20 protein-coding genes and 1 tRNA gene are annotated in these 19,617 nt (G+C 60.9%); 6 read left to right on the top strand and 15 right to left on the bottom strand.

What is annotated here, in order from left to right; genetic code table 11:
• Positions 1 to 340: 340 nt before the first annotated feature.
• From O9X62_RS05820 to rplU, 8 genes are all read right to left on the bottom strand, one after another.
• A complete protein-coding gene (locus O9X62_RS05820; RefSeq protein WP_269531823.1) occupies positions 341 to 1,504 on the bottom strand; it encodes a class I SAM-dependent RNA methyltransferase in 1,164 nt (387 codons plus the stop codon).
• On the bottom strand, positions 1,501 to 1,866 hold the full coding sequence (locus O9X62_RS05815; protein WP_269531822.1) for an MmcQ/YjbR family DNA-binding protein: 366 nt from the start codon (positions 1,864 to 1,866) through the stop codon (positions 1,501 to 1,503). The genes O9X62_RS05820 and O9X62_RS05815 overlap by 4 nt, the downstream gene beginning before the upstream one ends.
• 38 nt (positions 1,867 to 1,904) lie before the next feature.
• The gene (locus O9X62_RS05810) at positions 1,905 to 4,724 is read right to left on the bottom strand and encodes an ATP-binding protein (RefSeq protein ID WP_269531821.1); all 2,820 of its coding nucleotides are present in this window, start codon (positions 4,722 to 4,724) and stop codon (positions 1,905 to 1,907) included.
• Positions 4,724 to 5,410, bottom strand: coding sequence for a hypothetical protein (locus O9X62_RS05805; RefSeq protein WP_269531820.1), 687 nt, complete (start codon positions 5,408 to 5,410; stop codon positions 4,724 to 4,726). The genes O9X62_RS05810 and O9X62_RS05805 overlap by 1 nt, the downstream gene beginning before the upstream one ends.
• Before the next feature lies 1 nt (position 5,411).
• Positions 5,412 to 6,662 carry a hypothetical protein gene (locus O9X62_RS05800; protein ID WP_269531819.1) on the bottom strand — a complete coding sequence of 417 codons (1,251 nt, stop codon included), beginning with the start codon at positions 6,660 to 6,662 and terminating at the stop codon, positions 5,412 to 5,414.
• A gap of 25 nt (positions 6,663 to 6,687) precedes the next feature.
• Positions 6,688 to 7,812: a GTPase ObgE gene (gene obgE, locus O9X62_RS05795; RefSeq protein WP_269531818.1), complete on the bottom strand. Its 1,125-nt coding sequence runs from the start codon at positions 7,810 to 7,812 to the stop codon at positions 6,688 to 6,690.
• A gap of 120 nt (positions 7,813 to 7,932) precedes the next feature.
• Positions 7,933 to 8,205: a 50S ribosomal protein L27 gene (gene rpmA / locus O9X62_RS05790; protein WP_269531817.1), complete on the bottom strand. Its 273-nt coding sequence runs from the start codon at positions 8,203 to 8,205 to the stop codon at positions 7,933 to 7,935.
• Positions 8,206 to 8,221: 16 nt separating this feature from the next.
• Entirely contained in the window at positions 8,222 to 8,533 is a 312-nt protein-coding gene (gene rplU / locus O9X62_RS05785; protein ID WP_269531816.1) for a 50S ribosomal protein L21, read from the bottom strand.
• A gap of 230 nt (positions 8,534 to 8,763) precedes the next feature.
• On the opposite strand from rplU, the gene O9X62_RS05780 reads away from it, so the two are divergent.
• Both O9X62_RS05780 and O9X62_RS05775 read left to right on the top strand, forming a co-directional pair.
• Complete coding sequence (locus O9X62_RS05780; RefSeq protein ID WP_269531852.1) at positions 8,764 to 9,693, top strand: polyprenyl synthetase family protein; 930 nt, start codon at positions 8,764 to 8,766, stop codon at positions 9,691 to 9,693.
• Between the two features lie 50 nt (positions 9,694 to 9,743).
• Positions 9,744 to 9,820: transfer RNA gene (locus tag O9X62_RS05775), tRNA-Pro, on the top strand.
• A gap of 95 nt (positions 9,821 to 9,915) precedes the next feature.
• Here the strand turns inward: O9X62_RS05775 and O9X62_RS05770 are convergent.
• Both O9X62_RS05770 and pyrE read right to left on the bottom strand, forming a co-directional pair.
• Positions 9,916 to 10,539, bottom strand: coding sequence for a DUF4124 domain-containing protein (locus tag O9X62_RS05770; protein ID WP_269531815.1), 624 nt, complete (start codon positions 10,537 to 10,539; stop codon positions 9,916 to 9,918).
• 9 nt (positions 10,540 to 10,548) lie between these two features.
• The gene (gene pyrE / locus O9X62_RS05765) at positions 10,549 to 11,190 is read right to left on the bottom strand and encodes an orotate phosphoribosyltransferase (protein ID WP_269531814.1); all 642 of its coding nucleotides are present in this window, start codon (positions 11,188 to 11,190) and stop codon (positions 10,549 to 10,551) included.
• Between the two features lie 77 nt (positions 11,191 to 11,267).
• Between pyrE and O9X62_RS05760 the strand changes: the two genes are divergently transcribed.
• The 3 genes from O9X62_RS05760 to O9X62_RS05750 are packed head-to-tail and all read left to right on the top strand — an operon-like array spanning position 11,268 to position 12,977.
• Positions 11,268 to 12,038, top strand: coding sequence for an exodeoxyribonuclease III (locus O9X62_RS05760; RefSeq protein WP_269531813.1), 771 nt, complete (start codon positions 11,268 to 11,270; stop codon positions 12,036 to 12,038).
• A 43-nt stretch (positions 12,039 to 12,081) separates the two neighbouring features.
• Entirely contained in the window at positions 12,082 to 12,384 is a 303-nt protein-coding gene (locus O9X62_RS05755; protein WP_269531812.1) for an STAS domain-containing protein, read from the top strand.
• Entirely contained in the window at positions 12,381 to 12,977 is a 597-nt protein-coding gene (locus O9X62_RS05750) for a YqiA/YcfP family alpha/beta fold hydrolase (RefSeq protein WP_269531811.1), read from the top strand. Before O9X62_RS05755 ends, O9X62_RS05750 begins: the two co-directional genes overlap by 4 nt.
• An 81-nt stretch (positions 12,978 to 13,058) precedes the next feature.
• On the opposite strand, the gene O9X62_RS05745 is transcribed toward O9X62_RS05750, so the two are convergent.
• From O9X62_RS05745 to O9X62_RS05735, 3 genes are all read right to left on the bottom strand, one after another.
• Positions 13,059 to 15,866 (bottom strand): pitrilysin family protein, encoded by a 2,808-nt coding sequence (locus tag O9X62_RS05745; RefSeq protein ID WP_269531810.1) that lies wholly within the window; start codon positions 15,864 to 15,866, stop codon positions 13,059 to 13,061.
• Positions 15,867 to 16,011: 145 nt separating this feature from the next.
• Entirely contained in the window at positions 16,012 to 16,521 is a 510-nt protein-coding gene (locus tag O9X62_RS05740; protein WP_269531809.1) for a GNAT family N-acetyltransferase, read from the bottom strand.
• Complete coding sequence (locus tag O9X62_RS05735; protein WP_269531808.1) at positions 16,518 to 16,925, bottom strand: thioesterase family protein; 408 nt, start codon at positions 16,923 to 16,925, stop codon at positions 16,518 to 16,520. Before O9X62_RS05735 ends, O9X62_RS05740 begins: the two co-directional genes overlap by 4 nt.
• A gap of 217 nt (positions 16,926 to 17,142) precedes the next feature.
• Between O9X62_RS05735 and O9X62_RS05730 the strand changes: the two genes are divergently transcribed.
• Positions 17,143 to 18,084, top strand: coding sequence for a carbohydrate kinase family protein (locus O9X62_RS05730; RefSeq protein WP_269531807.1), 942 nt, complete (start codon positions 17,143 to 17,145; stop codon positions 18,082 to 18,084).
• A gap of 29 nt (positions 18,085 to 18,113) precedes the next feature.
• Here the strand turns inward: O9X62_RS05730 and aroE are convergent, their stop codons facing one another.
• Together aroE and O9X62_RS05720 are read right to left on the bottom strand one after the other, a co-directional pair.
• Positions 18,114 to 18,926 (bottom strand): shikimate dehydrogenase, encoded by an 813-nt coding sequence (aroE, locus tag O9X62_RS05725; RefSeq protein ID WP_269531806.1) that lies wholly within the window; start codon positions 18,924 to 18,926, stop codon positions 18,114 to 18,116.
• Between the two features lie 102 nt (positions 18,927 to 19,028).
• Positions 19,029 to 19,481 carry a rhodanese-like domain-containing protein gene (locus O9X62_RS05720; protein ID WP_269531805.1) on the bottom strand — a complete coding sequence of 151 codons (453 nt, stop codon included), beginning with the start codon at positions 19,479 to 19,481 and terminating at the stop codon, positions 19,029 to 19,031.
• Positions 19,482 to 19,617: the final 136 nt, after the last annotated feature.

The raw sequence follows: 19,617 nt of genomic DNA, 5'->3' as shown, positions 1-19,617 counted from the left end.
AGCTAACATCGTCTGTTTCGCTTCGTTTTCGTCTGCATCAGCAGCAGAGATGCGAACTATACGCACCACCCCAACAACCGTCAACACCCTCTCAGCAAGATTTTTACACCAAATACGTAAGTGACTGTTTTTTCAAATAACAGCGCTCTGCGATTCTTTGGGTAGGCAACGCCTGCTGCGTATTCGCCTTGGGTGGATCGATACGCCTGAAGTCGTCAAATCAAGCAAAACGCCCCGGAACCGGGGCGTTTTGCTTGATTTGAGGTGGTTTGCCCGGCGGATTGCCTAGCGATCTATATAGATATGGGCTGCCGTATATCTATATACAGACGTCTGAAGGCTAAGCCGCAGCATCATTGCGGCGATTGCTGCCCGCTACCATGCGGTACTCGAACAGCCGGCAATCGAGCGCACCGTTGAACAAGGGTGTCCGCTTGCTTGCGGATAAGCGGATCAGCTTGGCCAAGCGCAGGTCTGCTGTAATGAAGTAGGCGCGCCAGCCGCTGAAGTGCTGTTTAAGCGTATGGCCCAACTCCGGATAGAAGGCAGCGAGTCGCTCCTGTTCATCCAGGCGAATACCGTAAGGTGGGTTGCACACCATGACGCCCGTAGGTGCCGGTGGCATGCAGTCGAGAATGTTGGCCTGCGCCAGCGAAACATCATCTGCAAGGCCGGCTGCTTCCAAGTTGGCTTGCGCAACGTCCAGGACGCCGCGATCAATATCACTGCCATAGAGATGTACGGATCCACTGGGCAGGATGGCGGCATCGGCGGCTTCCCAGATTTTTCGCCATTCATCCATATCCACCATGGTCAGCTTCTCGAACGCGAACATACGGCGCAGGCCGGGTGCAATATTGCGAGCCTGCATGGCGGCCTCAATCAGGAAAGTGCCGCTACCACACATAGGGTCGAGCAAGGTCTCGCCGGGTTGCCAGCCGCTCAGCGCCAGAATCCCTGCGGCGAGGTTCTCGCGTAGCGGTGCTTCGCCAGCATCCTGGCGATAGCCACGCTTGAACAATGCTTCGCCGCTGGTATCCATATAGATAGTGGCGGTTTGTTCGGTGAGGAACAGGTGGATACGGATATCCGGGTGGCTGGTGTCCACGCTCGGGCGGGAGCCGACACGCTGGCGGAAGACATCGCAGACGGCATCCTTGATACGCAGGCCGGCAAAGTCGAGGCTGCGCAACTTGCTGCCCGTGCTGGTGACTACCACCTTGATCGTGCGCGACACATCGAACAGCTGGTGCCAGTCGATGGACTTGGCCAGTACATATAAGTCATCTTCGCCACGATAGTTGCGCTCGGCCAAGCGCCACAGAATCCGGCTCGCGTAACGGCTATGCAGATTCGACTTGTAGACCATCGACCACGCGCCCTGGAATGCAACGCCCCCATCGGTAGCCTGAAGTCGCTCGGCACCCAGTGTGGCTAGCTCGGTAGCCAGGATGCTTTCGAGTCCACGCGGACAAGGGGCGAAGTAATTGAATTGCTGTTTCATGTGATATCCGATGCCAGGGTCAGGCCCGATTGCTGTTTCTTGGGTAGTTTGGCGACGACCAACTGATGCGACTGGGTGAGCAGTTGCTTGAGCAGCGCGGTCGGCAGACGCGATGGATGATCCAGCTGTACCCAGTGATGACGCGCCAGATAGGGGGCAGGAACGATGCCGGGCTGATCGGTCAGTTCCAGATAGCGCTGCGGATCGACCTTGAAAGACAGCGCGGTCGATTGCGCCGGGTCTGCACACATCACACAGAACATCTTGGCGCCCACGGAGAACACGCGGTCAGACTGCCACTTGATGTCAGCGGTCACGCCTGGCAAAGCCATGCAATAGGCCTCGATATCCTGATGGGTCACGCGCGCGATCCTGTTCTATGTGCCATGGTCTGATGATCTCAGGCAGTAGTCGGTTCCGCCGCCCGGACTCTGCGGCGGGTTTGCGCAATTAGCGGTGCCCATGTCTCGCCGGGCTGCTTCTTGCGGGTCAGCAAGGTGAGTTCGGACGGGCCGTAGACATTGGTGTTGTGCGTCAGCGGCGTGGTGATCAGGTACTGGGCCTGCGTGGCCTTGAGGAAAGCGCCGACGCGATCGATGTTGAAGATGTCCAGATGGGCGAAGGGCTCATCGATGAACACAAAGCCCGCCGGATTCGATTCGTCCATCATCAGGCCGATCAACAGGATCAGGGATTTCATGACCTGCTGGCCGCCCGAGGCCTCCCCGTCATTCAAGCCCATCATGCCCTTCTGGTCAAAGTTGAAGCTGACCTCCAGGCCGGCCTGTGCCAAGGCAATGTCTTCGTTCTCAAGCTGCGGTGGATTGGTCTCAACACCAATGCCAGCCAGCTCGCCAAGGTGGCGCAGATTGCGGCCATAGGCGCGTACTGTCGCGCGCAACTTATTGATATATGCCGCACGAGCCTCATCGGTGAGTTCGCGGGTGCGTTCCACTTCATGGCGATGTCGCTGGGTGTCGCGCTCCAGCGAGGCCAGCTCCGCGGCCAACCGATCCCGCCGCGCCGGAACCGTCGCGTCGGTTTCCCACTGGCTTTCCGACAGGCGCGCGCGCTCATGCTCGATCAAGTGTTGCACTTCGCGCACCGAGCCATATTTGTCGCGCAGGGCGCGCATCGCAGCCGCATCGACCAGCTCGGCCGGCAGATTGGCGCGGGCTTCACGTAGCGCACGCAGCTGTCGACTCTGCTCATCGCGCTGCCGAGCGGCCTGATCCAGCTGCTGATCCACCAAGCTCGCCAACTCGGCACGTCGATCCTTGAGCTTTTCGTAACGCACGCGCTGTTCGCTGAAGACCTCGCGCTGGCTTTCCCATTGCTGCTTGATCAGCCCGAGGCGCGCAGCGGCTTCTTGCACTGCGGCTTGTTCATCCGGCCAGCGCGCAGCGGCGGCAGCGAACTCTTCCTGACGCGCCGCCAACTGCACCACGGCTTGCATGCCCATGAGCGACTGGGTCAGCTGCGAGATGCCGCTTTCCAGTTCAACCAGCGTGGATTCTTCTTTGAGCAACTGCTGATTGATATCTCGCAGCCGCTCACTGATCTCGCGAAGGCGTGACTGACGCGCGCCCTCGCCAAACGCGAAGTCGCCGGGGCGCACGCCGATATCGCGCGCGCCGCGACGCTCGCGGTGATAGCCCTCGCGGGTGATCCAGTCGCCATCAATCCTGCGGCCATCCGCCACACTGTCGGCACGCTGGGTGCGATTGAGCAAGCCGATCAGCCAGCCCGGCGCCGATGCCTTGAAGTCCACCACCTCCAGCATGCTGTTGCGGCTGACCGTCCCCACGACCTCCCGCTCCGGCACCACAAAGTGCTTGTAGCGCAGCGACTGGCCGATTTCCCAGGCTTGCTGCTTGTCGCTCTCGCGTTGGAGCAAAATGATGTGGCGATACGGTGCCAGTAGTGCTTCGACGGCGCTCTGCCACTTGGGATCGCGCACCTCAACTATCTCGACCAACAACTGGTGCGGTACGCCGGCCGAGTCCAGCGCAGCGCGCATCTGGCGCACGAAGTCCGGCTGCGGCTGACGGCCTTGCTGGAGCGCAAATTGCGATTCGGTCAACGATTCACGCTCGCGCTTGAGCTCACGGATTAAGGCACGGAGCTGCTCGGCTTGGGTGCGCTTGCTGGCGACTTTGTCGGTCAGCGCTACCGCATCCGCACCGTGCTCGGTTTCGGCCAGTGCGCGCAGGCGCTCTTCGTCCTTCAGTTGCTTTTCGGTATCGCGGGCGCGGTCTCGCAGTTGCTGGAACGTGGCTTGTACGCTCTCATAAGCCGCATGTGCTTCGCGCTCGGCTGCGCCGGCGTGTTCCAGCGCGCTGTCGGTCTCACGGAATTCGGCGTCAACGCGATCCAGCTCATCCTGGCGCTGGCGCAGCAAACGGCGCGCACCGCGGAACTGGGCGATATAGCCACGAAGGCTGTCCCACCGCTCCACATAACGCAGCGCCGGTACGGCGCGCTGTTCGAGCAGGTTCAGTTCTTCCTGCAGTGAGCACCACTCAATATGGTTGTTGGCACGCAGGCGCAGACGTTCCACATCCAGGCCCAGCTGGCTGGCCTGCTGCTCCAGCCGCACCAGCTCGCCTTCGGTTTCCTTGAGACGCAGCTTGGCTTCGGCGTAGTGATCCAGCACCTGCTTGTCGCCGAACACCTGGAAAACCAGGTCCAGCAAGGCCTTGGGGCTGTATTCGCAGAGCTTGTCGGTGTCGCCCTGCTCCAGCGCGAGCACCTCGGCAATCGCAGCCGTCAGGCCGGCCTGTTCGAGGCGGCGCTTGTATTCGTTCACACCCAGCCATTGCAGACGGTTTTCCGTATCCGGTTCCAGCGGGATATTGCCCTCGGCGATGGCGTATTGGCGCACCCAGTCACCGCCCTGCTTCTTGATACGGCAGAACAAGGTAACTTCGTCGCTGGTCAGCGGGAAGAACAGAAACGGGAACAAGCCACCCGTGCTGCGCTGCGGGTTGGTGACCACGCCGCGTAACCACGCGTATTGCTCGCGGTTGTTGCGCACATAGCGCTTGTAATCACGGCGGCCAGAACACTTGAGTGCCAACAGCGTGCGCATCGCATCGAGCAGTGTGGTCTTGCCCGAACCATTAGGGCCGACGATCGTGACAATCTGGGCATCCAGCGGTACACGGATGGCGCGCCAGTAGTCCCAGTGAATCATTTCGACTTCGCGTATCTGGAACATCAGGCGGCTTCCTCGTCGTCGTTGGTGACCAGATCCGGTTCGATCAGCAGCGCGGTGCCCGATAGTTTCAGCACTTCGGCCAAGGCACCATCAATGATGCGCGGCGCCAGCTTGGCGTAATCCAGCACCAGATCAAGTAGCGGCCCCTCATAAATCATTTTGTTACGGCGTACGATGAAACCCAGCTTGGCCAGCTGCCCCAGGTTGGTACTGAAGCGCGTTTTGCCGCCGAGTTTCTTGCCGAAGTCGGCATAGATTGCGTCTTCGGGCACGCCGGGGGCCACTTCTTCGCCATGGGTGGTGATGGGTTTGCCGGCACCGAACATATCGGTCTGCGTGTCGCCCGATGAGGCCGCGCGGGTAATCTGCCGTTCGCGCTTGGGCAGGATGATCAGTGCCCAGACCACCACCAGCAGTGCAATCGCATCGCGCGGCAGGCCCATATTATTAGACAGCCAGTTTTCGCCCTCGCCGAACACCCACTCTTCCATCTCCGGTTTGAGGCCGATGGCGATGTGTTCTGCGTAGGGGTTTTCGAGCAAGCGCATGCCGCATTCGTCGAGCCGCGCTTCGAGCGCCTCGCGGAAGTGTTCATCGAGCAGTGCGCGGCGGGCCAGCGGATCGCGGCGCGGGATGAAGCGCTGCACCATCAAGCGGGCAAGCAGGATATTGAGGGCTTGATCCATGTCAGTCAGGCAAGAGTCGGCCGCGGCTCAGGGTCGCGACTTCGGGGTGATCGAGGTGTTCGACTTCGGCGTCGATTTCCAGTGCCAGTGGCAGGCGCACCAGATTGGCCAGCACACTGCCGGGCAGTGCCGCTTCGGCATCGCCAAGCAATGCCAGTAGCGACAAGCGATAAGCTGTTTCGGGATAGGTATCCGCGAGAACGGCATTGCTTAGCGTCGTCTCGGTCGTCAGCGCGGCGAGTTCGTCGTGCAGGGATTCCGCCAGAATCAAACGTTCGGCTTCCACGGCCGAGACCGATGCCGCAAGGCTGGAGGCCGGCAGCGCCACCTGCACGACATCTTCACGCTCGCGCTCCAGCAACTCGAACTCGGTCACGTCGAGCAGGATGTCCGATACCGCAAACGATGGTTCAGGATGAAAGCTCAGCAGGTCTCGGCCCAGCGCAGCCAATTGCTCCTGGCTACGGCCACGCAGCCAGTCGGCCACATGACTGGACGTGAGGCCGGACTGCCCAAGATGCACGCGCTGGGCCGCCAGCTCGGCCAGGCGGCGCTGGAACACGCCGGTCATCCGGAGCATGCGGCCCTGCGCCAGTGCGATCGATTGGGCAATGTGCTGCACATGGCGATCCGCGTCTTCACTCGCCAGCACATCGCGTATCACGTCGGTGCCTTTGGCCACCCATCGCCACACGCTATCGAGCTTGGCGCGCGCTTCACGGATCTGGAATTCGGATTGGGATTCGAGTGCAGTCTCGAAATCGGCATGCAGCTCAGTCAGGCGCGCCAGCAAATGCTGCAGTGTCTCCGGCGCGATTTGGCCCATGGCCTGGCCGGCCGCCACCTGCGCCGTCAGGTAACCCAGCTCGGCTTCGCCATCTGCAAACTGCACCAAGGTGGCAATCGCCGCCAGTGCGACGCGGCCCGCCTCGGACAAGGAATACAAGCTGGTATCGCTATCCCAATTCAGCAAACCTTCCTTGCGGAAGCGATTGAGCGCGGTATTGAGTTTGGCGGGATGCACATAGGCAAAGTGCGCATCCAGTTCCTGTGGCGACCATCGCGGGGCTTCGGCGCGAGCGCCAATTTCGCGCAGCAACAGCAGGCGCAACAGGACTTCATCTTCGCCACCCCGAAACAGGGTGATCAGGGCATCCAGATAGGGCTTGGCCCGCAACAGCGACGCCAGCGGCGTCAGGTCGCGCGGATCAAAACCCGGCTGGAAGAATTCGGAAAGCGAGTCGTTCTGCATGGAAGCCGCAGTTTACCCGCGTGGCTTAGCCTTTGGTCGGGTCATAAGGCTCAAACTCGGGCGGCGCTTCGCCCTCTTCGGCTGCACGGCGAGCGCCGCGGGTCGTATCCAGATAATCCATCAGCGCCCAGATCAGATGCTGGGTACCCTCACCGGTCAGACCCGAGATACAGAACCAGCGCTTGGCAAAGGGATCAAACGGTGCCAGCGGATCAGGCTGCGCCTTGGGCCAGCCAAAACCTTCGAGGAAAGCATTGATACGGCCTTCGCGTTCTTCCAGCGGCACCATGTCGAGCTTGTTCAACACCAGCCAGCGAGGCTTGTTATAGAGCGCTTCGTCGTACTTGCGCAGCTCCTCCACAATGGCCTTGGCCTCACGCACCGGATCCACCGTTTCATCAAACGGGGCCATATCCACCAGATGCAGCAGCACACCGGTACGCGCCAAATGCTTGAGGAAGCGATGGCCCAGACCTGCACCTTCAGCGGCGCCTTCAATCAGGCCGGGAATATCCGCAATCACGAAGCTGCGCTCGTGATCGATGCGCACCACACCCAGATTGGGGTGCAGCGTGGTGAACGGATAGTCCGCCACCTTGGGCTTGGCCGCGGAAACCGAACGGATGAACGTCGACTTGCCTGCATTGGGCATGCCCAGCAGGCCCACGTCGGCCAGCACTTTCAGCTCCAGCTTCAGCTCCCGACGCTCGCCTTCCTCGCCAGGCGTGAACTTGCGTGGCGCACGGTTGGTGGAGGTCTTGAAATGCAGGTTGCCCAGACCACCCTTGCCGCCCTTGGCCAACAGCACCATCTGGCCATCATCGGTCAGATCGGCGATCGTTTCACCGGTCTCCAGATCGCTGATCACCGTACCGATAGGCATGCGCAAGATGATGTCGTCCGCGCCCTTGCCATAGCAGTCGCGACCTTGGCCGTTTTCTCCATGCTTGCCCCGGTACTGCTTCACAAAGCGGTAGTCGACCAGGGTGTTGATGTCTTTGTCGGCCAGCACCCAGATGCTGCCGCCCTTGCCGCCATCACCTCCATCCGGGCCGCCACGCGGCACGAATTTTTCGCGGCGCATACTGGCAGAGCCATTGCCGCCGTCGCCAGCGATGACCTCAATGCGGGCTTCGTCGATAAATTTCATGTGCGGACAACCTGATAATGAGTGATGAGGGGAAACGAAAAAGCCCTATCCGGTGAGATAGGGCTTTTCATTCTAGGCGAATGCCCGGCCCGGCGGGACGGGATTCGCCAGAACAGTGAATCAGGCTTCGACGCCGGTGTAGGGCTCGACCACAACGGTCTTGCGCTTGAGCGCACCCTTCACAACGAACTTCACGTAGCCATCCACCTTGGCGTACAGGGTGTGATCCTTGCCCATGCCGACATTCTCACCAGCGTGGAAACGCGTGCCACGCTGACGGATGATGATCGAACCAGCAGGGATCAGCTCGCCGCCATAAACCTTGGTGCCAAGTCGTTTGGCTTCTGAGTCGCGGCCGTTGCGCGAACTACCGCCAGCTTTTTTGTGTGCCATGTTTCAGACTCCTTGCTTACTTGGTAATGGCGTCGATGCGAATTTCAGTGAAATTCTGACGATGGCCCATGCGCTTCTGGTAGTGCTTACGGCGACGCATCTTGAAGATACGCACCTTCTCGCCACGACCGTGCGACACCACGGTAGCTTGCACCTTGGCGCCAGCAACAACCGGCGTACCAACCGTGACCGCTTCACCGTCAACCACCATCAGTACTTCTTCAAGCACGATTTGGGCATCGATGTCGGCGGCAATCTGTTCTACTTTAAGTTTTTCGCCAATGGCAACTTTGTACTGCTTGCCACCGGTTTTTACGACCGCGTACATAAATGAACTCCTGTAAATACACCCCGCGTGACACGCAGGGAGCCGCGCACTATACCGAACCGCCAGTCAAGCGGTCAAGGATTTCTTAGTGTAAGCAAGGACTTGCGCGCACTTTGCAGTGCCGCAAACGGGGCTGCGGCCGCGTCGGCTATAATCGCGCCATTCACCCAATCTTGCAGCAAGCCCCCAACGTGTCCATCGAACTCGTCAAAGCCACCGTCGCGCAGGATATGCAGGCCGTGGACAGCATCATCCGCGCCCGCCTGCAATCCGAAGTCCTGCTGGTCAGCCAGGTTGCCGAATACATCATCTCCTCGGGCGGCAAGCGGCTGCGTCCCATACTCACGCTGCTCTCGGCTGGCGCACTGGGCTATCCCGGCAAGTATCACCACGAACTGGCTGCCGTGGTCGAATTCATCCACACCGCCACGCTGCTGCACGACGACGTTGTCGATGAATCGCACCTGCGCCGCGGCCGGCAGACCGCCAACGCGCTGTTCGGCAATGCCGCCTCGGTACTGGTGGGCGACTTCCTGTATTCGCGTGCCTTCCAGATGATGGTGGGCGCCAACAGCATGCGCGTGATGCAGGTGCTGGCTGATGCCACCAACATCATTGCCGAAGGCGAAGTGCTGCAACTGATGAACATCGGCGATGCCGATCTCGACGAAGCCGCCTATCTCAAGGTCATCCGCTACAAGACTGCCAAGCTGTTCGAAGCCGCCTCACGCTTGGGCGCCATCCTCGCCGGCGCAGATGCCGACACCGAAGACGCCATGGCTCGCTACGGCATTCACCTCGGCACCGCCTTCCAGATCGTTGACGACGTGCTCGACTACTCCGGCGACGCGGGCGAAATCGGCAAGAACCTGGGCGACGACCTCGCCGAGGGCAAGTGCACCCTGCCCCTGATCCACGCCATGCGCTTGGCCAACCCCGAGCAAGCGGCGCTGGTACGCACAGCCATCACCGAAGCCCAAGGCGAACAGTTCCCCGCCGTGCTCGCCGCGGTGCAAAGCTGCGGCGCATTGGAGGCCAGCCTCATCGCCGCCCGCGCCGAAGCCGCCCTCGCGCTCGACGCCATCGCGAACCTGCCTGACAACCCACACAGCCAGTCCCTACGGGCGCTGGCGACGTTCGCGGTGGACCGCAGCAGCTAAGGCTGGTCATTTACAGAATCGCGCCGGCCAGCTATAGTGCGCGCCTTCATCGGGGTGTAGCTTAGCCTGGTAGAGCGCTACGTTCGGGACGTAGAGGCCGGAGGTTCGAATCCTCTCACCCCGACCAGAATCAAACAAAAAGCCGGATCGAGATGTCGATCCGGCTTTTTTGTTTGGTGTCGATCTAACTTACAGATGGCATACGCCAAAGACAAGAAGTACTCACTTGTCGCGCACGCTCTCGCCGCGCAGTTCGATCAGGCGCTTCTTGTCGGCTTCAGCACGCTGGCGCGTGGTCTCTATGTCTTTCTTCTGCTGTTCGATATGTGCAGCAATCTTGCCCAGCTCATCCTTGGCCGACTTGATATCGTTCTGCAGGTTATCCGGCACAGGCTTATTGGCTTTGAGCATGCTCGCTTCACGCTTCTCCAAGCCATCCAGCCGCTTGCGGACGACTTCGCTGCGGATATTGTCGGACTGGATACCGGCATTGAGCTGCTCGATATTCCGGTCACGAATCGCATCGATCTCGCTGGTCTTGTTGAAGCTGCTCATCAAGGCCTTGTCACGGCGGCGGGCATCCTCTGCCTTTTGTGCTTCAGCACGCCGCTTTGCCAGCTCGGCCTCGCGGGCAATGCGCTGTTCGGCGTTGAGATAGCCATCCGTCTTTTTGAGGGGAACACCCTGCTTGTTGAGGATGGTGGTGCCCTTTTCCGTCTGTTGTTGGGGCGGCTTGTCGCTGTACTGGATTTTGCCGTTTTCATCGACCCATTTGTACAAGCGCTCCCCTGCCGTTACACATAACGGCAAGATCAGCAGTAAGGCAGCATGCCAACGAAGGGGCATCGGTTTTCCTCAGGCAACGCCGAATTCGGCGCGATAACGTTCAACCGCCTGCAAATTGCGTTCCAGTTCGGGCTGGCCATGCAGATAGTCGATCAAATCATGCAAGGTAGCAATCGCCACAACGGGAATCCCGTACTGGCTGGACACCTCCTGTACTGCAGACTGCACACCCTGCCCGCGTTCCTGACGATCCAGTGCGATCAGTACGCCTGCGGGTTCGGCCCCATTGGCGCGGATCAGCTCAACCGATTCACGCACCGAAGTGCCGGCCGAGATCACATCATCGATGATCAGTACCTTGCCCTTGAGTGGCGCACCAACCAGGGTGCCGCCTTCGCCATGATCCTTGGCCTCTTTGCGATTGAAACAAAACGGCACATTGCGCCCATTTTCGGCAAGTGCAACCGCCGTGGTGGCCGCTAGCGTGATGCCTTTGTAGGCGGGGCCGAACAGCATGTCGAACGGGACACCCGAGGCCAATGCCGCCTGGGCGTAAAACTTGGCGAGACGGCCAATGCTGGCGCCATCCTGAAACAGGCCCGCATTGAAAAAGTAGGGCGACTGACGGCCAGCCTTGGTCTGGAACTGACCAAAGCGAAGCACATTCTGGGCGACGGCGAAGGCTATGAAATCGGTGCGGGACAGGCTCATGAACGCGTATTCAAGCGGGTTTCGAGAATTTATAGCATATCATCCCGGCACCACCATTTCCCCTGACAGCCGTCGCCATGCGCATTATTTCCGCCAATCTCAACGGTATCCGCTCTGCCACCAACAAGGGCTTTCTCGACTGGTTACCCGGCACCGGCGCGGATGTGGTCTGCTTGCAGGAAATCAAGGCGCAGCTGTCTGATCTGAGTGCGCAGATGCAGGCGCCTGCGGGCTATCACGGCTATTTTCATCCTGCCGAGAAAAAAGGTTACAGCGGTGTTGGCCTCTACAGCCGCGTCAAGCCTGATCGCGTGATCGAAGGCGTGGGCATTGCCGATATCGACAGCGAGGGCCGTTACCTGCGAGCGGATTTCGGCAGGCTCAGTGTGATTTCGCTGTATCTCCCCTCGGGCTCGTCAGGCGAGGAGCGCCAACAGGTCAAGTTCGCCTTCATGGCTCGCTTCATGCCGCATATGCAGGCCCTGATGGCCGAAGGTCGCGAGATTGTGCTGTGTGGCGACTGGAATATTGCCCATCAACCGCTCGACCTGAAAAACTGGAAGGGCAATCTCAAGAATTCAGGTTTTCTGCCCGAGGAACGCGCGTGGTTGACCGATGTCCTGGGGCAAGGCTGGGTGGATGTCTGGCGGACCTTGTATCCTGAGGCACCCGGCTACACTTGGTGGAGTAACCGTGGTCAAGCCTACGCGAAGGATGTAGGCTGGCGTATCGATTATCACATCGCCACGCCGGGCATTGCGGCCACGGCCAAAGTGGCGAGCATTTTCAAGGACATCAAGTTTTCGGATCATGCGCCGCTGACCGTCGACTATGACTTCCAGCCCTGAGCCCGTGCGGCTGGAAAAAAACAAGACATGATGAGGAGGCCTCATGGAAGCAAGCGCACAGACTGACGGCAATTACGCCCGCATCGTGCTGGTGGGTCACTTTACCTTTGAGGCGCATCGCGCTTTTCGTGCGGCTTATGCCGATATCGTGAGCAACCCCGAGATCGACCGGCTCGATGTCGATTTTGCCGGGGTGGATTACCTCGATAGCTCCGGCCTCGGCATGCTGCTGCTCCTGCGCGAGCGCATGGCCCAGCGGAGCGTTCGCCTGCTCAATACGCACGGTCCGGTGCGGACCGTACTGGAAGTCGCCAACTTCAGCCGCCTGTTCGATATGCCCGTATGAGGCAGCTACTCTATCTGCACGGTTTTCGCAGCAGTCCTGCGTCGATCAAGGCGCAGCAAACTGCGGCCGAAATGCGGCGTCGCGGCTACGCCAAGCACTTTCACTGTCCGGCACTCCCCAATACACCCGATGGCGCGATTGCCCTGCTTGATGAGCTGCTTACCCGCCTTGATCCGGCGGGTCTGACTGTGGTCGGCAGCTCGCTCGGCGGCTTCTTCGCGACATGGCTAGCAGAAAAGGTCGCGTGCCGCGCCGTGCTGGTCAATCCGGCAGTGCGCCCCTACCAGCATCTGGCCAATCTGCTGGGTGAGCATGAGAACCTGTATACCGGCGAGCGCTTTGTCGTCACCGCTGGGCATATGGATCAGCTGCGTGCCCTCGAACCGGCGCAGATTCATCCCGACCGCTACTGGCTGCTGGCTGAAACAGCCGACGAAGTGCTCAACTACCGTGAAGCGGTGGATTATTACGCTGGCTGCCGCCAGAGCATTTACGAAGGCGGTGACCATAGCTTCCAGCGCTGGGAAGCGCTGCTGCCGAGTGTGCTAGACGAGGCGGGTTTTCCCGCACCGGAGCCAGGCCACGCAGCTTGATCCATCACCGTTCGGACCAAAAAAACGCCCGGCCATCGCCGGGCGTTTTCATGCCAGCCCTAGCAGGCTGGCCAAAGCAGCTTACTTGGCTTGTGCGGCAGCAGCTTCCGCCTTCTTGGCGGCGTTGGCGAAGTCGCCGGCATACACCTGAACCAGCTTGGACGGGTCCAGATACTTCTGGATCACCGCGTTCACATCGGCCACCGTCACCGCCTTGAGCTTGGCCTCATTGTCCGCCACGAACTGCATGGTCCGGCCGAGATTCAGCTGGGTGGCCAAGGCGCTGGCCAGTGATCCGTCCTGGGTACGGCTGATCAGCAGGCCTTGCAGGATGCCGCTCTTGGCATCGGCCAGTTCCTGCTCGGTGATGCCGTCCTTGATCAGGCGCGCCACTTCTTCGCTGACACCCTGCTTGAGCTTGGCGAGGTTCTGCGGGGCGTAAATGGCGAACATGCCCAGCGCGCCCGTGGACTCGTACGAACTGAGTTGCATGAACGAACCCGCACCGTAGCTGATACCGTCCTTCTGGCGTAGACGGTCCGCGATCCGGCTCTTGAGACCGCCACCACCGAGTACGCGGTTGGCAACCTGCAGCGCCTGCGCTTCGGGGGCATCGTCCTTCACCGGCAGTGCAATGCCGGAGATGTAGAACGCGTTGGCCTTGTCGGGTGTCTCGAAGCTCAGCGTTGCGGCCTTGCTGGCGCGGAACGGGTTGGCGACGCGGGCATACTTGGCCTTGCTGTTCCAGTCGCCGAGCACCGTCTTGAGCTGGGCTTCCACGGCCTTCTGGTCGAAATCGCCCACCAGCGATACCTGCGCATTGCCTGCGCCGTAGAACTGCTGATGGAACGCCTTCAGATCAGCCAGTTTGACCGCCTTGACGGCAGCAATCTGCTCCTCAAACGTACCGGCGTAGCGCACATCACCCTTCTTGTACGGGTTGTCGTGACGTGTCAGTTCGTTCTGGGCGATGGCATCGGGCTGACGACGACGCTCTTCCACGCCGGTCACCCATTCGGTACGGAACTGTTCCAGTTCAGCTTCGGGGAAGGTGGGCGCGCGCAGCACATCGCGGATCAGCGCCAGCGTCTCGGCCAGCTTGTCGCGCTTGGTCTCAAAGCTCACCGACACGGTATTGCCATCGGCCGTGCCCACCGAGAGCTTGGCCTTGAGCTCATCAAGGCGGTCGGAGATCTGCTGGCGGTTAAGCTTGCCGGCACCGCGGGTCAGCATGCCGGCAACCAGCTGCGCGGTTTCGCGCTTGCCGAACAGGCTGTTCTCGTCGCCCATGCGCAACACGATCTGGCCGTTGACGGTATTGCCGCGCGTCACCTTGGGTAGCAGGGCTACCTTGGCGCCGTTGGCGAGTGTCAGGCGCACGGTGCGCTTGTCGATGTTGGCGGGGCTGGGGTCAAAGGCTTCACCAGCGGCCACGGCCGCTTTGCCCTTGTAATCGGCCAGCAGCTTGCCGAGTTCCGGCGCGGCCGGCATGTTGGCGCGCACGGGTTTGTCGGCCGGAATGAACTGGCCGAAGGTGCGGTTGTTCTCGATCAGGTAGTTTTCGGCCACCTTCTGCACATCGGCCACGGTGGCGGACTCGATGCGATCGCGCGTGAGGAAGAACAGGCGCCAGTCACCGTTGGCCACCGATTCAGACAGGCTAATACCCGCAGCAACCGGATCAGACAGCGTCTTCTCGAAATTGTTGAGGATGGCAGTCTTGGCGCGCTTGAGTTCTTCTTCGGTGATCGGCTGTTTCTTCACGCCTTCAATCACCTGCAACATGGCCTTTTTGGCTTCGTCGCGCGACTGGCTCTTGTTGAGATTAGCGAAGAACAGAATATAGCCGGGGTCGTGCAGACCCATGGATTCGGCTTCAATGCCAGCCACTTTCTTCTTCTCGACCAGCGCCTTGTGCAGGCGACCCGTCGGCGTGTCGCCGAGGATGAAGGCCAGCAGCTCGGCGTGCGCGGCGTCGACATGTGCGCCCGGTGCGATGTGGTAGATGGCACCGATCAGCTGGGTATCGCCCACACGCACCACGCTGACTTCACGTGCGCCATCCTGTACCGGATCCTTGGTGTAGAGCTGCGGGAGGGCGCGCGTCGCCTTGGGAATGGCGCCGAAGTATTGCTCGATGCGCGCGAGTGTCTTGGCCTCATCGAACTTGCCGGTCACGATCAGGGTGGCGTTATCAGGCTGGTAGTAGGTGCGATAGAAGGCTTGCAGATTCTCGATCTTGACGTTCTCCACATCGGTCCGTGCGCCGATGGTGGACTTGCCGTAGTTGTGCCACTGGTAGGCCGTGGCGGTCATGCGCTCCCACAGATTGCGGCCGGGGTTGTTCTCGCCCGACTCCATCTCGTTGCGCACCACGGTGAATTCGCTTTCCAGATCGGACTTGGCGATGTAGCTGTTGACCATGCGGTCCGCTTCCATCTTGAGCGCCCAGTCGAGGTTGTCGTCGCTGGCGGCGAAGGTTTCAAAGTAATTGGTGCGGTCGTAGAAGGTGGTGCCATTGAAGCGCATGCCACGCTTGGCGAACTCTTCGACGATGGTCTTGCCCGGCAGGCTGGGCGTCCCCTTGAACACCAGATGCTCCAGCAAGTGGGCCATGCCGGTTTCGCCGTAATTCTCGTGACGGCTCCCAACCATATAGGTCACGTTGACCGTGGTCGTAGGCTTGGAGGCATCAGGGAACAGCAAGACGCGCAGGCCGTTGGCGAGCCGGTACTCGGTAATCCCCTCAACGGCGGTGAACTTGCTTGCCTTGGCGCCAGCAAGCAGCTGTGCGGGTCGCGGGTCTTGCACTGCCGATTCGGCGGCGTGCAGCGGCAGGGCAAAGCCCAAGGAAGTGGCGAGCACGAGGCTCAGCGTGGTGAAGCGCATGGAATCTCCTTCTTGTTGCCCTCATGGGGCTTTTTGGCATGCAGGGGTGACGGGGTAAACAGGACAAAGCCGAGGATAGTACGCAGCGCGCTGCTCTCCGCGCCGGATGCGACCAACCCCCGGAAAAACGATGACAGGCTGCGGCTCAGGCTGATGTGCCGCCCGCCGCCATGGCCCTGAGCGTGCTGCCGGTGGCGCGGCAGATACGCCACTCGGGCATGATGGTTGCGCCGAGATTGCGGTAGAAATCGAGCGCAGGGGTGTTCCAGTCGAGCACCGCCCACTCGAAACGACCGCAGCCACGCTCGACCGCACGATGCGCCACTTCGCGGAACAGGGCCTCGCCGATACCGTTGCGGCGATATTCGGGCAGCACGAACAGGTCTTCCAGATACAAGCCCGGCTGCGCCAGAAAGGTGGAATAGTTGTGGAAATAAAGGGCAAAACCCACGGCATGCATACGCCCGCCCCGCTCTACCTCGGCCAGCAAGGCCTCGATATAAGGCCGTGGCCCCCAAAGATGCTCATGCAGTTGCTCAGGCGTACCCGTGCATACATGGGTGAGCTTTTCGTAGGCCGCCAGCTCGCGCACCAGCTCGTAGATAGCGGGCGCATCGCCCGGGCGTGCATCGCGCACCTTGAACGCGGTCTTCATGCAGGGTTTACCTCCAGTTGCTGACGCAGCGCGTCGGGCAGGGGGAGCGAGCTGCCGCTCGCATAATCGCACCACACGATCACCGCCTCGGCCTCCGCCGCGGTGATGTCGGGTTGATCATCACGGCAGATACGGTGGCGCAGGGTAAAGCTGCTGTTGCCGATTCGGGCAACCGAGGTCTCGATGCGGATATCGCAGGGATACACCAGGGGTACGCGGAACTGGCAACTGGTGGCGGCCAGAATCGGCCCGGCACCGGCAGCGGTATCAACCCGCCAACCACGCGCATCCAGCCAGCGCACCCGGGTTTCTTCGCAGAAGCGGAAGTACAGCGTGTTGTTCAGATGTCCCAGCGCGTCCATATCGCCCCAGCGCATGGGAAAACGCTCGGTACCCAGCAACATCCTCAGCTCCCAGCCGCTTGATCAGCCGCTAGCTTAGATCGTCGCGACCAATAACGCACGGGGGAACAAGCCACAGGCCGCGCTGTGGGCAGAATGCGACTGTGTCCTGCGCCTACCCGTACCACACTGCTTGCTGCCCAATCGACACAAGGGCTGCGCGGCAGGCCTCCAACCCGGTAAAATCGACCGGTTAACCTGAAATAACGGATTTTGTGCAATGCCCACGCTGATTTGCGGTTCGGTCGCTTACGACACCATCATGGTCTTCCCGGACCGTTTCAAGCACCACATCCTGCCCGACAAGGTGCATATGCTGTCGGTGTCGTTCCTGGTTCCGCAGATGCGCCGCGAATTCGGCGGCTGCGCGGGCAATATCGCTTACAACCTCAAATTGCTGGGCGGCGATCCGCTACCCATGGCCACCGTGGGGCAGGACTTCACGCCTTACGCCAAGCGTCTGGACGAGCTGCAGATCCGCCAGGAATGCATCCGCACCCTGCCGGACCACTACACACCCCAGTGCTTCATCACCACTGATCTGGACGATAACCAGATCACTGCCTTCCATCCGGGGGCGATGTCGCTCTCGCACGAGAACCATTTCGACCACGTCCCCGGCATCACCCTCGCGGTCGTCGGCCCGGATGGTCGTGAAGGCATGCTGGCACGCGTTGCCGAACTGACCGCCGCCAAGATCCCCTTCATTTTCGATCCGGGTCAGGCCATGCCGCTGTTCAGCGGCGCCGAACTGCTAGCCTGCGTGCAGGCAGCCGATTATGTGGCACTCAACGACTACGAAGCCGCGCTGATGGAAGAGCGCACCGGCAAGTCAATTGCCGATCTGGCAGCGATGGTGAAGATGCTGGTCGTGACGCGTGGCGCCGAAGGCTCGACGATGCATGCCGACGGCAAGGAAATCCTCATCCCCACTGCCAAGGCGACGGAAGTGCTGGACCCGACGGGCTGCGGTGACGCCTATCGCGCCGGCCTGCTGTTCGGCATTGAAAAGGGGTGGGACTGGGAAAGCACAGGTCGCCTTGCCTCCCTGCTGGGAGCCCTCAAGATCGCCCATCGCGGCGGCCAGAACCATCACTTCGACCGCGACAGCCTCGCCACCGCCTATCGCACTGCATTTGGCTGCGAGCTGCCGGCGTATTGATCCGTAGACAAGCGCAGGGCTGATATGACTCAGCCCTGCAACTGCTCGCGTAGCAAAGCGAGTACCGGCGCGGTATCTGGCCGCACACCGCGCCACACAAAGAACGCCTCCGCGGCTTGCTCGACCAGCATGCCCAGGCCGTCGAGCCGCTGTGATGCCGCGGCCGCCTGCTTCAGGAAGGGCGTTTCTTCCTTGCCATACATCATGTCGTAAGCCAGCACGCCCTCATGCCAGAGCGTATCGGGCACCGGCAGCGGTTCGCCCGCCAGACTGGCCGATGTGGCATTGATGACGATATCGAACACCTGCCCGGCCAACGCGTCATAACGCGCCGCACTGATCGGCCCGATATCTGCAAAGTGTGCCGCCAGCGCATCGGCCTTATCCTGACTGCGGTTGGCGATCACCAGCGCGGTCGGCCGCTCGGCCAGCAGCGGGCCGATCACCCCTCGCGCCGCACCGCCTGCGCCCAGCAACAGAATGCGCTTGCCCGCCAGCACGGTATGGCGCCGCAGGTCGCGCACCAGCCCGGCGCCATCGGTGTTGTCACCCACCACGCCATCATCATCCAGCCACAGCGTATTCACCGCACCGGCCTGTTCGGCACGCTCGGTCAGCTGGTTGGCAAACTCATACGCCGCTTCCTTGAACGGCACGGTCACATTGCAGCCCGCACCCCCCATAGCCAGAAACATCGCCACCGTATCGACAAACCCATCAAGGGGCGCTTCGAGGGTGGTGTAGTCGATCTTTTCGCCGGTCTGGCGGGCAAAGGCAGCGTGAATGGCGGGCGACTTGCTGTGAGCCACGGGGTGGCCGACAACGGCGTAACGGTCAGTCATGAAGAGCGGGATCCATCATTCAAAGGAAAAAACAGACGCTGCTACGCCGCCAATCCAATCTGGCGACGTGCAAAGCGGAATACAGTGCAGCAACGGCGCAGATCAACCCTGCGACCAAGGCAAGCCACGCCCCTTCCAGCCGTTGCTCTGACCGCGTTGCCCAGCCTCGTTGCGATCACCCTCAAAGCCTTCGAGCACGTTGTAGCACTCGGCAAAGCCATGGTCGGCCGCCAGTACTGCGGCTTCGTGCGAGCGGCCGCCAGTGCGGCACAGGAACATCAGCACATCTTCGCTATCGACCTGATGGCGTAGCTGCTCCAGGAAATGGGGATTCACGCCCATGGTGGGCCAGGACTTCCACTCGATCTTGACCGCATCGGGCGGCGCGCCGACAAACTGCCACTCGGCCGCCGTGCGTACATCGATCAGCTTGGCATTGGGCAGGGTAGCGCGGAGGGTATGCGCCTCCTCTGGCGTCAGCGCGCCGGAGTACGCCAGCCCCAGTTGCTCGGCGCGCGCGCGCGCGCGCTGGAGGATTTCGTTGGTCAGGCTCATGGGCTAGGTCTCCGCAAACAACGTGTCATGTTCAGACTGGATTATGGCAAAGATCACGCCCGTCGGCGGGTTCGCACAATATCGGTGCGCGCACCATAATCAAGCACCATTTCGGTGCGAAAATGCCTTGGCCATG

Origin of the sequence: Chitinimonas sp. BJYL2, from assembly GCF_027257935.1 — a bacterium.
Classification (GTDB): domain Bacteria; phylum Pseudomonadota; class Gammaproteobacteria; order Burkholderiales; family Chitinimonadaceae; genus Chitinimonas.
This window is presented reverse-complemented; position numbering and strand designations above follow the sequence as displayed.

Bases quoted from the DNA above. Each gene is read 5' to 3' on its own strand.
- O9X62_RS05780 (WP_269531852.1), top strand. From the start codon at position 8,764: ATGCAGGCCGTGGACAGCATCATCCGCGCCCGCCTGCAATCCGAAGTC.
- O9X62_RS05720 (WP_269531805.1), bottom strand. From the start codon at position 19,481: ATGAGCCTGACCAACGAAATCCTCCAGCGCGCGCGCGCGCGCGCCGAG.
- rplU (WP_269531816.1), bottom strand. From the start codon at position 8,533: ATGTACGCGGTCGTAAAAACCGGTGGCAAGCAGTACAAAGTTGCCATT.
- O9X62_RS05760 (WP_269531813.1), top strand. From the start codon at position 11,268: ATGCGCATTATTTCCGCCAATCTCAACGGTATCCGCTCTGCCACCAAC.
- pyrE (WP_269531814.1), bottom strand. From the start codon at position 11,190: ATGAGCCTGTCCCGCACCGATTTCATAGCCTTCGCCGTCGCCCAGAAT.
- O9X62_RS05755 (WP_269531812.1), top strand. From the start codon at position 12,082: ATGGAAGCAAGCGCACAGACTGACGGCAATTACGCCCGCATCGTGCTG.
- O9X62_RS05805 (WP_269531820.1), bottom strand. From the start codon at position 5,410: ATGGATCAAGCCCTCAATATCCTGCTTGCCCGCTTGATGGTGCAGCGC.
- O9X62_RS05745 (WP_269531810.1), bottom strand. From the start codon at position 15,866: ATGCGCTTCACCACGCTGAGCCTCGTGCTCGCCACTTCCTTGGGCTTT.
- obgE (WP_269531818.1), bottom strand. From the start codon at position 7,812: ATGAAATTTATCGACGAAGCCCGCATTGAGGTCATCGCTGGCGACGGC.
- O9X62_RS05770 (WP_269531815.1), bottom strand. From the start codon at position 10,539: ATGCCCCTTCGTTGGCATGCTGCCTTACTGCTGATCTTGCCGTTATGT.
- O9X62_RS05800 (WP_269531819.1), bottom strand. From the start codon at position 6,662: ATGCAGAACGACTCGCTTTCCGAATTCTTCCAGCCGGGTTTTGATCCG.
- O9X62_RS05735 (WP_269531808.1), bottom strand. From the start codon at position 16,925: ATGTTGCTGGGTACCGAGCGTTTTCCCATGCGCTGGGGCGATATGGAC.
- aroE (WP_269531806.1), bottom strand. From the start codon at position 18,926: ATGACTGACCGTTACGCCGTTGTCGGCCACCCCGTGGCTCACAGCAAG.
- O9X62_RS05730 (WP_269531807.1), top strand. From the start codon at position 17,143: ATGCCCACGCTGATTTGCGGTTCGGTCGCTTACGACACCATCATGGTC.
- O9X62_RS05750 (WP_269531811.1), top strand. From the start codon at position 12,381: ATGAGGCAGCTACTCTATCTGCACGGTTTTCGCAGCAGTCCTGCGTCG.
- O9X62_RS05740 (WP_269531809.1), bottom strand. From the start codon at position 16,521: ATGAAGACCGCGTTCAAGGTGCGCGATGCACGCCCGGGCGATGCGCCC.
- rpmA (WP_269531817.1), bottom strand. From the start codon at position 8,205: ATGGCACACAAAAAAGCTGGCGGTAGTTCGCGCAACGGCCGCGACTCA.
- O9X62_RS05810 (WP_269531821.1), bottom strand. From the start codon at position 4,724: ATGTTCCAGATACGCGAAGTCGAAATGATTCACTGGGACTACTGGCGC.
- O9X62_RS05820 (WP_269531823.1), bottom strand. From the start codon at position 1,504: ATGAAACAGCAATTCAATTACTTCGCCCCTTGTCCGCGTGGACTCGAA.